Origin of the sequence: Rheinheimera sp. (assembly GCF_030824435.1) — a bacterium.
Classification (GTDB): domain Bacteria; phylum Pseudomonadota; class Gammaproteobacteria; order Enterobacterales; family Alteromonadaceae; genus Pararheinheimera.
This window is the reverse complement of sequence record NZ_JAVBXS010000085.1, coordinates 1-13,448: the sequence shown is the minus strand read 5'-3', so window position 1 is coordinate 13,448 and position 13,448 is coordinate 1. Positions and strand designations below refer to the sequence as shown.

Here is a 13,448-nt window from a genome sequence, read left to right as displayed (position 1 = left end):
GCATTCTGCGGGATTTTGTTGGCAGCGATTTAGAGCGGGTACGGGTCGATTCCAAACTGACTTATCAGGCGCTGCACGCTTTTACTGAAGAATTTGTGCCGACCATGACGCCCAAGCTGGAATATTATCCGGGCGAGCGGCCGGTGTTTGATTTATTTGATGTGGAAAACGAAATTCAGCGGGCGCTGGATAGAAAAGTTCCACTGAAAAGTGGTGGTTACCTCATCATCGACCAGACCGAAGCCATGACGACTATCGACGTCAACACGGGCGCTTTTGTCGGTCACCGTAACCTCGAAGAAACCATTTTTAATACCAATATTGAAGCCACTCAGGCCATAGCGCGGCAGCTTCGGCTGCGCAATTTAGGCGGCATTATCATTATCGACTTTATTGATATGCAAAGTGAAGAACACCAAAAACGGGTGTTACACAGCCTGGAAGTGGCGTTGGCGCGCGATAAAACCAAAACCAATATTCACGGTTTTTCTGCTTTGGGTTTGGTGGAAATGACGCGCAAACGCACCCGCGAAAGTTTAGAGCATGTACTTTGTACTGAATGCCCGGTTTGTGATGGCCGCGGTACCTTAAAAACCGTAGAAACCGTCTGTTTTGAAATTTTGCGTGAAATTGTCCGGGTAAACCGCGCTTATGCGGCTGATAAATTTACTGTTTATGCGTCTCCTGCTGTTAAGGACGCGCTCATTAACGACGAGTACCATAGTATGGCCGAACTCGAAGTGTTTATCGGTAAACAAATCAGTGTGGTGATAGAACCCCAGTACACTCAGGAACAATTTGACGTGGTGATGATGTAGTGCAAAAACTGCAGCGTTTTGGTTTTTTATGCCTGCACCATGGCTGGCCTTTGCTGGCCATGGCGTTGGTGTTGCTGGCGACAGTAGTGACGCTGCTGCGCCTTGGCCTGCCTTACGCTGAAGGTTATAAAACCGATATAGAACAATTGATTGCCGACCGTTATGGCGCCAAGGTGCAGATTGGTCAACTCAGTGCCGGCTGGCAAAGCACCGGCCCTGCTTTGTTGTTGCAACAAGTTTCAGTGCAGGATGCTAAAGGCCAGCCGATGTTGCAGGTGGGTGAAACCCGGATCCGGCTGGATTTTTGGGGCAGCTTAACCAGCTTGTCACTCAAAGCTGAACATTTTGAACTGAGCGGTTTGAAATATCAGCTGGATAGCCGTCAGTTATTGCAACAAAACAACACAGAAAAAACCACCTCCGACGAACCTCTGCTGAGCGCGGTGGAACAACTGTTATTCCGCCAGCTGAAAAACTTTACCCTGGTCGACAGTGAACTGCGGTTAAAAAGTGAATTTACCCCGGATATTGTGATTGCCATTCAAAGATTGGCCTGGCGCAACGAAGGTAAACGCCATCAGGGCTCGGGTGAGGTGGCTATTCATGGGGTAACCACAAATACCAGTGCCTTTATCCTTGATTTATATGGTGATTCTTTAGCAAAAAGCCGCGGTCAGCTGTATTTGTCCAGCAGTGAGCTGGATGTATTGCCCTGGTTTGAGCAGTTATTACCCCAAAGTAAAAAGTTAAGCCGTGCCGATATTAACTTTCAGGCCTGGGGCGATATAGAAGCCGGCACCTTACAACAAATTCAAATTAAACTGGCACAAAACCGCTTGGTGTGGCGCCACGAAGGTAAAACCGAACAATTGTCTTTGGGACAAGGGCAGTTGTTATGGCGGCCAACCGAACAAGGATGGTTGTTGTCTTCTTCGGCTTTAACTTTACAGAGTGGCGCGCAAAGCTGGCACGATTTACAGCTACAACTTGCCCACGAACAAGGCGTTTATAGTGGCGCGCTGCAGCAGTTTCAGCTCTCTGCTATGGTGCCGCTGGCGCGCTTGTTGGCAGAAGATTTGTCGGCCTTGCAATCCATTCTTGCTTTTGAAGCCGACGCCCGGTTAACCCAGCTGGCACTTCGCCTCAGTGACAACGGCTGGTTTTTAGGTGGTGACTTTATTGATTTAACGTCAAAACCTGTCGACGATGTACCTGGTCTGACGGGTTTAAACGGTCATTTTAGTGCCAGCCAGGATTATATCCGCCTTGATATTACAGCGCAGGACGGTGAACTGCGTTGGGGTGATGCTTTTAGCCGTGCTACCCCTTATCAGCAGCTGAGTGGTCAGTTGGAAGTATTGCAGCAGGACGGCAAGTGGCGTTTGCAGATTCCACGGCTGGCTTTGCGTCACCCTGAGCTTGAACTTGATGCTGAAATGGTGCTGCAGCTTGGTGATAAAGCTGGCATGACGCTGTTGGCCGAGCTGCGTGCTGTGCCTGTTGCTGATGCGCAGCATTATTTTCCGGTGCGGCATATGCCGCAGTCTGTGATTGATTATCTGAGGCCTGCGCTGTTAAGCGGCAAGATCCCGCACGCCAGAGTATTGTGGCAAGGTGCTTTTGCTGATTTCCCTTACCGGGGGGGGGAAGGCAAGTTTCAGGCTTTAGCGCTGGTAGATAACGCCGAATTTTCTTTTGATGCCAACTGGCCTGATATCAAACAGATGCGCGCAGAGCTACTGTTTGAAAATGCCGCTATGTTGATTCAAAGCCAGGCCGGTAGTTTGTTTGAGCTGCAGCTCAATGACGGTGTGACTGCCAGTATTCCGGATTTATTTCACGCCGATAACCTGTTGATCGACATTCAAACCCAAACCAGAGCTGAAGGGGTGACAGCTTTGATGCTGGCATCACCACTCAGTGGTTCTGTCGGCGCCACTTTAGATTATCTGGGGGTGGACGGCCTGGTGGATGCCAAGGTGCAGCTGCAAATTGGCCTGAAAGAAGCAGGCGTTATTGCCCGTGGTGATGTCGATTTTTTTGCCAATAATTTGCATATCAAAGCGCCTGCAGTTGCAGTGGAGCAAGTAGAAGGGCGGCTGAGTTTTCTCAACGACCAAATCAGCAGCGAGCAGTTAAAGCTGGTCAGTCAGGGCATACCGCTGTTTGCCAGTTTAAAAGGTGCACAACAACAGGACGGTTATCAGCTGAATTTAACCGCCAAAGGGGAACATGAAACCGGCAAGTTGCTGGCATTGGTGGCAGAGCCCTGGCAAGAGCTTGGCACTGGTTCGGCCTTTTTTGACTGGCAGCTGGATATCAGTTTACCTCAAAGTGGTTTTTCCTATCAGTCGACAGTCTTGATCGATTTGGCCGCTGCTGAGCTGCGCTTACCCGAACCTTTTGGCAAAACACCGGCCGATGGCGCTACTGTGTTAATTGAAGCCAAAGGCAATCAGCAGGGTTCAGATATTATTCTGAAATACGGTGATGCTTTGCGCTTTCTGGCCAAACTTGAGCAGGACAGTGGCCAAATAAGCGCCGCTTTATTAAGCCTGGGCCAAACCAGCGCTCAGCTAAAACCAGGTTTTGAAATTGAACTGGATTTGCCCAAAGCCGACTTTGTGCCCTGGTTGAGCCTTATTCAACAACAAATCAGCTCGGCACCCGCTGAGAACAATATATTGCCACCTTTGTCTTTGGTGCGTGGCAAAGTGGCGGAGCTGCATTTATTTGATGATGTGTTTTTGCATAAAACCAATTTTAGTTTTGTGCCGGCTGCCGATCATTGGTTGCTGGACCTGACTGCGACTGAAGCCAAAGGCAAGCTGCAGCTTTATCATGATTTGGAACAACAAGGCATTAAAGCCAATCTGGAAAGATTGGCGTTGGTTTTTGCCGATCAGGACGCCAAAGATTTAGCAGCGGCTGAACTGAAAGCGGCATTGTTGTTAGACCCCGACAGTACCGAAAAACCCGATTATGCCGCTTTGGAAGCTGAAGCTTTTGCCAAACTAACCCCGATGAACTGGCTGGCCGATTTGCCACCGCTGGACCTTGTTTGTGGCCAATGCACCATTGGCCATTTTCGGCTGGGTGAACTGAAACTAACCAGCCGCAGCGACGGCAGCAGCTGGCAACTGAATAATTTTGCCAGCAATTATCAGGGACATAGATGGCAAATCAGTGGCCAGTGGCAACAAAATGCACAGATTGGCAATTCTGTTTTTAGCGGCAGTTTAACCAGCCCATCTTTTGGCCAGTTACTGAGTGAATATGATATCAGCAGCAGTTTAACCGGCAGCAAAGCCAAACTGACCTTTACCGATATTGGCTGGCAAGGTGCACCTTTTCAGTTTAACCGTCAGACGTTAAACGGCGCTCTGAGCTGGCAGTTTGGTGATGGCTCTTTATCTGATGTTAGTGACGGCGGCGCCCGCATTTTTTCCTTGTTAAGCTTAGATTCGCTGGTGCGCAAACTGCGGCTGGATTTTCGGGATGTATTTTCTAAAGGCTTTTTCTTTAGCAAAATGAGCGGCGATATGACGCTGACCGACGGAGTTTCTTACACCAACAATACCGAAGTATTGGGCGCTGCCGGTGATATTAACATGCGTGGTTTTGCTGATTTAAAAGCGCGTCAGCTCGATTATCAAATGAGTTTTTCGCCCAAAGTCACTTCCAGTATTCCGGTGATTCTGGCCTGGATGGTCAATCCTGTTTCCGGTGTTGCTGCTTATGCTTTGGATGAAATGTTTCAGTCGGCTGAAGTGATTTCTAAAATTAACTTCACTGTAACCGGCGATTTAGACAACCCGGTGGTGACTGAAATTAAACGCGACAGCAAACAAATTACCTTGCCAAAACCTGCCGCAACAACGCCGGCGCCATTATTACCGGTGGACCCAGCTGCGCCGGTGCCGTTAAAACGCGAATTGTTGCAGGACTTGAATAACGAAGAAAAACAACAACCTGTGCCGCTGGATGGTCTGCGGGAACTGCCTTTAATGCCTGAAGCCACGCCAGTGGACGAGCAGCAGGATGACAACAAAGCAGTGGAAAAACAGTCTGTTGACAACAAGCCAATTGATAACAAAGCAACTGAAACGCAGCCAGTTGAAAAGCAGCCAGCTGAAAAAAAACGCCTTGATGGAGCCTGAGCTATGAGCAGCAATAATGTCACCACAGCACAATGGCGGTTAGTGGCGCTGCAAATGTGCAGTCAGCCAGAGCCTTCACAAAACCTACTGGCCATTCGCGCGCAGTTGCTGGCGCTGGCAGAAAAACCGGCGCAGCTGCAGCAGCTGGTGGTATTGCCGGAAGGTGCTTTATGTTTTGGTGCTGAGGCAAACGCCAATCTGCAGTTACAGGAGCCGCTCGGCCATGGGCCAGTACAAACACAATTGGCGGCTTTGGCTCAAGAGTTTCAAAGTTATTTGTTAGTGGGCACTTTTCCAACCACAACGGCGGATACAGAAAAATTTGCTGCCAGTAGTTTGTTGTTTTCGCCTGAAGGCAAGCTGATTGCCGATTATCAGAAAATTCATTTATTTGATGCCGCAGTTGCCGACAATACCGGGCTTTATCAGGAATCGGCCAAAACCCAGGCCGGCAATAAAATAACAGTGGCCGATTTAGCTGAGCTGCAACTGGGTTTGGCGGTTTGTTACGACATGCGTTTTCCGGGGCTTTTTCAGGCGCTTGGCAAACGTGGTATGAATGTGTTGGCGTTGCCTTCGGCTTTTACCACAGTGACGGGCGAGGCACATTGGCATACACTGCTCAAGGCCCGCGCCATTGAGACTCAGAGTTTTGTGATAGCACCGGCACAAACCGGCATTCATGCCAATGGCCGCGAAACTTATGGCCACAGTTTAATTATCGACCCCTGGGGTGTGGTGCTGGCCGATGCCGGTACTGCCGTGGGGGCAATCAGTGTTGATATTGATTTACAACAAGTTTTCAGTTTACGTCAGCGGATGCCGCTGGCGCAGCATAACCGTTTTTTAAGTGAGCTTTTATGAATAATGCCGCCATTATGCAGACCGTTGAACAGAACCTGATCCAGGCCAGCGACTTAACTGCTGCCGATTTAAACCAGACTTTGGGTTATTTATTCTCACACCAGCTGGATTACGCCGATTTATATTTTCAGTCCAGCGTGCATGAGTCCTGGGTGCTGGAAGATGGTCTGGTGAAAGACGGTTCTTTTAATATTGAACGGGGTGTGGGTGTCCGGGCTATCAGCGGTGAAAAAACCGGTTTTGCTTATGCCGATGATATTTCAGCGGCAGCGCTGAAGCAGGCCGCCAGTGCAGCCCGTGGCATTGCCGCCGCCGGTCAACAAGGTCAGGTGCAGGCATTTTCGAAAACCGGCAACAGCCAGATTTATTTACCAGTAGAGCCACTGCAAAGTTTGGGCAATACCGAAAAAGTCGCGCTGCTACACCAGATGGAAGCTTTTATCCGCAGTCTGGATGCCAAAGCAGAACAAGTGATGGTGAGCTTATCCGGTGTGTATGAAGAAGTGCTGGTGGCCGCCAGTGACGGCACTTATGCTTCGGATATCCGCCCTTTAGTGCGGCTGAATTGTTCAGTGTTACTGAATGACAACGGCCGCCGTGAACGCGGTGGTGCCGGTGGTGGTGCCCGCACCGACTACAGCTATTTTTCCGAGCTGGTCAACGGTGAACCGCGCTGGATGGGTTATGCCCGTGAAGCTGTGCGTCAGGCGCAGGTAAACCTGGTAGCAGTTGACGCGCCTGCCGGTATGATGCCGGTTGTGTTAGGTTCCGGCTGGCCTGGTGTGTTATTACACGAAGCTGTGGGTCATGGCCTGGAAGGGGATTTTAACCGCAAAGGTGCTTCTACTTTTTCTGGCCGTATTGGTGAACAAGTGGCGTCCAAACATTGCACTATTGTGGATGACGGCACCTTGTTACATCGCCGTGGCTCCATGAATATTGATGATGAAGGCACCAAAAGTCAGCATAACGTGCTGATCGAAAAAGGTATTCTGAAAGGTTACATTCAGGACAAACACAACGCCATGCTGATGAATGTGGCGCCTACCGGCAATGGTCGTCGTGAGTCTTTTGCCCATTTACCTATGCCGCGTATGACCAACACTTATATGTTGGCCGGCGATTATGCCCCTGAAGAAATTATCGCTTCAGTGAAAAAAGGCATTTATGCCCCCAATTTTGGTGGCGGTCAGGTGGATATCACCAGCGGTAAGTTTGTGTTTTCTGCTTCAGAAGCTTATTTAATTGAAGATGGCAAAATTACCACGCCAATTAAAGGCGCAACCTTAATTGGCAATGGCCCTGAAGCTATGCAACAAGTGTCGATGGTTGGCAACGATTTAGCACTGGACGCCGGAGTTGGTGTTTGTGGTAAACAAGGCCAGAGTGTGCCTGTTGGCGTGGGTCAGCCAACCTTAAAACTGGATGGTATGACAGTAGGTGGTACTGCCTGATCTGTGTTGTCAGCGTTCTTATAAAAGCTTTTATAAAACAAAGAGTAAAACAAAGCCAGCTTCTGCTGGCTTTGTTATTGAGGGCGTTAGCGCTGCAACTTTCAGATTGTTGCGCAGCAAAACCTTAGTCAGGCTCAATTTTACTTAGTTGTTGTTGCAGTTGTGCCAGCTCCTGATCCAATGACTTAATTTCAGTGTCATAAGCTTCCACCACCGCTGCCATTTCCTGCGCCAGACTTTGTAAATAACTGGCGCCTGCCACGTCATTGTTTTTGGCGGTCATTTGTTTGTCGCGGATGGCGTTCATTTCGCTGTTACGCTGCGCAATTTTATCTTCTTTCTTTTTAATAACTTTCTGAATTTGCCGTTTTAGCTGACGCTGCTGAATATATCTATCTACTTCGTTATGGTCTTTTTTCACCACTACGGCCGGTTTTGCCTGACGTTCCTGACCCACAGTGGTGTAATCGGTGGTTTGGGCGTCCTGGCCACAAGGCGTTTGACTGAAGGTGGTCACACCATCTTTTTCACATTTATAAACTGCGGCTTGGGCCGGCAGCTGGTAACAGAGGCAGGAAATGAATGCTAAAACACAGAACTTGTTCATAGGCTTGACAATACAAAGCTGTTTTTTGATGCTGCCGAGTATGGCATATTCCGCTTTTGGACTTAAGTTTTTTGTCGGGCGTGCCTGCTCCAGCCTGAGGGATTTGTTTGTTTTGACGCCCCAGACCGGGTTTTAACCTGCAGCTTAAACCACACAAAAACGCCAACCTTTTGCCTAAGCGGGCTATTTCGCACATAATAGCCCGACTAAAAAACGCAGAGACTTAAAGTATCTCGCTGCCAGCCGCCACGCGGTTGCTTTATCCACGAGAACAGATCGAACTTATGTTACAAAATTTGCTGAATAAACGCCGTCTGGCCGCCTTACCCCGTACCGCTATTGATGCAGCTGCAGTGCAGGTGTTTTGTTATGCCACTGAATATAAAGAGCGGGTGCTGCAGCTGATAACACAGGCGCGGCAGCGTATTGTGATTACTGCGTTATACCTGCAGGCCGACGAGGCAGGTGAACAAATTCTGCGGGCTTTGTATCAGGCCAAACAACAAAATCCGGCTTTGGATGTGCGGGTTTATGTGGATTTTCACCGTGCCCGCCGTGGTTTAATTGGCCAGAGTGGCGGCCGCACCAATGCCGATTTTTACCGCAGCATTGCCGCTGAATATAAAGAACAAATTTTCATTTATGGTGTGCCGGTTAAAAAACGCGAACTGTTTGGTGTGTTGCATTTAAAAGGTTTTGTGTTTGATGACACACTGTTTTATAGCGGCGCTTCACTGAATAATATTTATCTGGCTGAACAACAACGTTATCGTGCCGACCGTTATCTGCAAATTGACAATAAGGCTTTGGCCGATGCTTTTGCTGCCGGTCATCAGGAAGCCTTGGGCAATCTGGATGTGGTGCAGAGTTTGCTCAGTGCCGAGCAGGACATAGCCCAGGCTTATAAAACGGCACACCGCAGCTGGTTAAAACATGCCCGCAGCTGCCGTTATCCACTGAAAGCCCAGTCGCAACCAGGTTCACTGAATGCCACTTTATTAATGGGCATGGGGCGGCTGAATAATCAGCTGAATCAAAGTATTTTGGCGATGTTGTCATTGGCCGAACACGAAGTGCTGATTTACACCCCTTATTTTAATCCGCCGCCAGTGCTGGCTAAAGCACTGCGCAAATGTTTAAAACGCGGTGTGAAACTTCGTATTGTGGTGGGTGATAAAACCGCCAACGATTTTTATATTCCGCCGGGGCAAAAATTTAACCGTATTGGTGGTTTGCCTTACCTGTACGAAACCATCTTGCGTAAGTTTGTGAAAAACAACCAAAAATTTATTGATGCCGGCTTGCTGGATGTGCGGTTATGGCGTCATGAAGACAACAGTTACCACCTGAAAGGCATTAGTGTGGACGCTGTACGGCATTTGTTTACCGGTCATAATTTAAATCCACGTGCTTTTGCGCTGGATTTTGAAAATGGCATTCTGGTGGAAGATGAACTTGGCCAGTTGCAACCACAACTGCAACAGGAACAACAAATTATTCTGGCCAATACCACAGCCATCAGCCATTACACCCAGATAGAAATGATGCGGGACTACCCTGAGCAAGTGAAAAAACTGCTGAGTAAAATCAAAGGGGTAGGTGTAGATTTAGTATTAAAACGGCTGATTTAATCAGCCGTTTTTTTAGTTAAAAACTGCTGTATTTTATAAACATTTATCCACGGAGTATGGAAACCCATGTTCGTTCCCACCCCAAAAAAACTGATGCTGGCTCTGACTATGCTGCTAAGCAGCACCAGCCTGGCTGCAGCTGCCGCTGAATTTATTCCGGATGTGGCAGCGCTGCGTCAGGTAGTGCAACCGAAGGGACAAGCTGCGATGACAGGCGTGGCTTTGCTGGCCAAAGGCGATCAGCTGTTATGGAGTTATGGTTATCATCCGGAGCAGGCTTTAACAGGCCAGCATCAGTTGGTGGTAGCTTCTGTCAGCAAACAAATCACTGCAGCTTTGGTGTTGCAGGCAGCAGCACAAGGGCGTTTGTCGCTGGATGCACCAGTGGCCGGTATTTTGACCAAAGAAGCTAGCCGACTTGGCGCTATTACCACAAGGCAATTGCTGAATCATACTTCAGGGCTTGGTGGCGCAGCGGGCGCAGTGCCTGGCCAACAATTTGTATATGGCAATCAGGGTTACCAGCTGTTGGCGATGCTGCTTGAAAACATTTATGCCGAACCTTATGCGGCTCAGGCAGCCCGGTTGTTTCAGCGTTGTCAGATGAGCGCCAGCTTTGCACCAACGGCAATTCAGCCGGTGAGTTCTGCAGCCCGGTTGATGCAGGGGCTATCGCTGGTTGACGGACAGTGGCAGGCGGTAAATCTGGATTCTTATGAACTCAGCAATGTGCCGGCCGGTGGTATTGTCAGCAACGCTGCCGATTTAATCCGCTGGCAACAATGTTTATATAAAAGTGATTTATTAGCAAAATATCAGCGTATGCAACTGGTAGCCCGTGGACCCAAACGCGACAATCATCGTTGGGGGGAGGTGTTTTATGGACTGGGGGTGCAGATTGTCAAACAAGACGGTTTGCTGGAGTGGAGCCATGGCGGTTATCTGCCGGGTTATATGCTGACCCTGCTGTATTATCCAAAGTTTGATCTGACGCTGGTGGTGTGGCAACCACAAAGTGGCGACGGTAAAAACCCGGCGCAGGATTTAGCGCTGCAGGATCAATTGCGTGCTGTGCTGCGGGCGCAGTTAGTTGCCGCAAAAAAAGCACCTCAGACCGCGGCTGGTCAAATGGCTGCAACAAAATAATTGCGGAGTCTTGTAATGAAACTGGCTATTTATCAGGTGGACGCATTTACCGATAGACTTTTTAGCGGCAATGCAGCAGCTGTGGTGCCTTTAGCGGCCTGGCTGGATGATAGCCAATTGCTTTTGATAGCGCAGGAAAACAATCTGTCAGAAACGGCTTATTTGCTGGAGCTTGGCACAGGCCATTATTTTATCCGCTGGTTTTCACCTATTACTGAAATTGATTTTTGTGGTCACGCCACCCTGGCTTCGGCTTTTGTGCTGTTTCAGTTACAACCTGAACTCACTGAACTTCGCTTTAGCACCAAAGCAGTTGGCGACTTAACAGTGACAAAACAAGGTGATTGGCTGCAGATGAATTTCCCACAAAGGCTTGCGCTGCCGGTGGCTGAAGTGCCTGCTGCTTTGTTCGAAGCGCTTGGGGTTGCACCTTTAAAAGTGCTGCGAAGTGCTCAGGCCTGGTTTGCTATTTATGACAATGCCGCGCAAGTTGCTGCTTTAACTCCTGATATGCAGTTATTAAAACAACTTGGTCCCTGGGATATGGTGGCAACAGCGCCCGGGCTTGGTTTTAAAGAAGGCCAATATGATTTTGTCAGCCGTTATTTCTGGCCAGCCAATGGTGGTGATGAAGACCCTGTCACAGGTTCTATTCATGCTGGATTGGTGCCTTATTGGGCAGAACAGCTGGGCAAGACTGAGTTGCTGGCTTATCAGGCGTCGCAGCGCGGTGGAGTTTTGCGTTGTGAGTTACAAAAGGACCGGGTGTTAGTGTCGGGTCAGGCGGTGTTGTATTTACAAGGTGAAATTTATCTTAAAAGCTGATGCCGGAAATTGTTTTCACAGCACAAAACCCAATAAAAAACGCCTGAAAAATCAGGCGTTTTTTATGAAGAACATTCAAACCAAAACAGGCTCTTAAAGCGCTGAGCCATAGCCGCCTGTTATTCTTCCAGAATAAAAGGTTTGATCAGCTGAAACAGCTCGCGGAATGCTTTTGGCGGCTGGTTTTTTTCCTGTTCTTTTTTGGCGTTACGAATAAGCGTACGCAGTTGCTGCACATCAACGTCCGGGTAAGCGGCAACAAATTCCGTCAGGGCGTCATTGCTGGCAATCAGCTTGTCACGCCAGTCTTCCACCAGATGGAATTTTCGGGTCGCAGCCTGATTGGTGTTACGCACCACTGCCAAAGCCCTTTGCAAAGGTTCTAAGTCGCGGGTACGCATTAAACGGCCGATAAACTGAATATGACGGCGCAAAGCTTCATGTTTACGCACCAGCTTGTCGGCCAGTTGTAAAGCGTCCAGTAATTCAGCATCCAGCGGGAGTTTGGCGCGGTTGGCAGCACTTAATGACACCAGTTCTTCACCCAGCTCCTGCAGTGCCGTCATTTCTTTTTTGATCTGAGTTTTGCTTTTGCCTTCTTCGCGGTCCCAGTCGTCGCCATGGGTAAAATCGGTAATATCTGCCATAAGTCTGTTTATCCACCATAAAATTGCGGCAAGTATATCAAAAAAGCTTTGCTGCGTCGCATCGAAGCAGCGGCAGCTCAGGCAACGCTGTGATAAGCTTGCGCCAAAGCTTGAAAAACGGAAATAAAAACAGCGATGAGCAGCAATTCTCCAACCATCTGGCAAGAAATTGATGAAGTGAAAGCCGCAGTCAGCCAGGTGCTGGCGCATGCCAAACAGCTAGGCGCCAGCAGCGCCGAAGCGTCGATGAACCGCACCCGGGGTTTAAGTGTAGAAACCCGCAATGGCGAAGTGGAAACCGTTGAATTTAATCAGGACGGTGGCCTTGGAATCAGCATTTATGTTGGTCAGCGTAAAGGTTCGGCTTCTACCGCCGACTTAAGCCCGGCCGCGTTAAAGCGTACTGTGGAAGCGGCCATTGATATTGCCCGTTACACTTCGGAAGACCCTTGTGCCGGTGTCGCCGACAAAGACGCTCTGGAATTTTCACCACCGGATTTAGATTTATTCCACCCAGGCGCCATTACCACTGAACAAGCCATTGCCATTTGTCTGGAATCGGAAGAAGCGGCTTTTGCCACCGACAGCCGCATTACCAACTCTGACGGCGCTTCGTTTTCGTCACACCAGGGTTTAAAAGTTTATGGCAACAGCCATGGTCAGCTGGTGGGTTACCCAAGCAGCCGCCACAGTTTCAGCTGTTCTGTCATCGGTGAAGAAGGTGATGACATGCAGCGTGATTACAGCTACACCGTCAGTCGCGAGCTGGGTTTGTTGCTCGACCCAAAACAAATTGGCCGGGAAGCGGCACTGGAAACCGTCAGCCGCCTCAATAGCCGCAAACTGGGCACGCAAAAAGTGCCGGTGATTTTCCGGGCTGATATTGCCAGCAGTTTGTTTGGTCATTTGGTTTCAGCCATCAGCGGTGGCGCTATTTATCGCAAATCGAGTTTTTTGCTGGATAAAGTTGGTCAGCCGGTGTTGTCGTCAAAAATCAATATTATTGAAAGGCCACATTTATTGCGCGGTCTGGCCAGCAGCCCTTTTGACAGTGAAGGGGTAAAAACTGTGGACCGCCAGATTATTACTGACGGTGTACTAAATCAGTATCTCACCACCAGTTATTCAGGCCGCAAACTGGGTTTACCAAGCTCTGGTCATGCCGGTGGCATTCATAACTGGATTGTTAGCCACGGTGACGCCGATTTAGCTCAGCTGCTCAGAGATATGGGCACTGGTTTATTGGTGACCGAATTGATGGGCCAGGGCGTCAACAGCGTAACAGGTGATTATTCC

General features: G+C 49.1%; 10 protein-coding genes. 8 read left to right on the top strand and 2 right to left on the bottom strand.

What is annotated here, in order from left to right:
- The 4 genes from RCH83_RS14320 to tldD form a co-directional block, all read left to right on the top strand.
- A partial coding sequence (locus tag RCH83_RS14320) for a ribonuclease E/G (protein WP_306523280.1) occupies positions 1 to 818 on the top strand: 818 nt, incomplete at its 5' end.
- Positions 818 to 4,978 carry a YhdP family protein gene (locus RCH83_RS14315; protein ID WP_306523278.1) on the top strand — a complete coding sequence of 1,387 codons (4,161 nt, stop codon included), beginning with the start codon at positions 818 to 820 and terminating at the stop codon, positions 4,976 to 4,978. The genes RCH83_RS14320 and RCH83_RS14315, both read left to right, overlap by 1 nt.
- A 3-nt stretch (positions 4,979 to 4,981) precedes the next feature.
- Positions 4,982 to 5,842, top strand: coding sequence for a carbon-nitrogen hydrolase family protein (locus RCH83_RS14310; protein WP_306523276.1), 861 nt, complete (start codon positions 4,982 to 4,984; stop codon positions 5,840 to 5,842).
- 14 nt (positions 5,843 to 5,856) lie between these two features.
- The gene (tldD, locus tag RCH83_RS14305; protein ID WP_306523282.1) at positions 5,857 to 7,296 is read left to right on the top strand and encodes a metalloprotease TldD; all 1,440 of its coding nucleotides are present in this window, start codon (positions 5,857 to 5,859) and stop codon (positions 7,294 to 7,296) included.
- Between the two features lie 124 nt (positions 7,297 to 7,420).
- Here tldD and RCH83_RS14300 read toward each other — a convergent pair whose 3' ends face one another.
- A complete protein-coding gene (locus tag RCH83_RS14300; protein ID WP_306523274.1) occupies positions 7,421 to 7,903 on the bottom strand; it encodes a DUF4124 domain-containing protein in 483 nt (160 codons plus the stop codon).
- Positions 7,904 to 8,187: 284 nt separating this feature from the next.
- Between RCH83_RS14300 and pssA the strand changes: the two genes are divergently transcribed.
- The 3 genes from pssA to RCH83_RS14285 all read left to right on the top strand — a co-directional run bounded on the left by pssA (position 8,188) and on the right by RCH83_RS14285 (position 11,505).
- Positions 8,188 to 9,534 (top strand): CDP-diacylglycerol--serine O-phosphatidyltransferase, encoded by a 1,347-nt coding sequence (gene pssA / locus RCH83_RS14295; RefSeq protein ID WP_306523272.1) that lies wholly within the window; start codon positions 8,188 to 8,190, stop codon positions 9,532 to 9,534.
- 66 nt (positions 9,535 to 9,600) lie between these two features.
- A complete protein-coding gene (locus RCH83_RS14290) occupies positions 9,601 to 10,680 on the top strand; it encodes a serine hydrolase (RefSeq protein ID WP_306523270.1) in 1,080 nt (359 codons plus the stop codon).
- Between the two features lie 15 nt (positions 10,681 to 10,695).
- Complete coding sequence (locus RCH83_RS14285) at positions 10,696 to 11,505, top strand: PhzF family phenazine biosynthesis protein (protein ID WP_306523268.1); 810 nt, start codon at positions 10,696 to 10,698, stop codon at positions 11,503 to 11,505.
- 119 nt (positions 11,506 to 11,624) lie between these two features.
- Here the strand turns inward: RCH83_RS14285 and yjgA are convergent, their stop codons facing one another.
- Positions 11,625 to 12,152 (bottom strand): ribosome biogenesis factor YjgA, encoded by a 528-nt coding sequence (yjgA, locus tag RCH83_RS14280; protein WP_306523266.1) that lies wholly within the window; start codon positions 12,150 to 12,152, stop codon positions 11,625 to 11,627.
- 135 nt (positions 12,153 to 12,287) lie between these two features.
- Between yjgA and pmbA the strand changes: the two genes are divergently transcribed.
- Positions 12,288 to 13,448 (top strand): metalloprotease PmbA (gene pmbA / locus RCH83_RS14275; protein ID WP_306523264.1); only part of this gene is annotated, 1,161 nt, incomplete at its 3' end.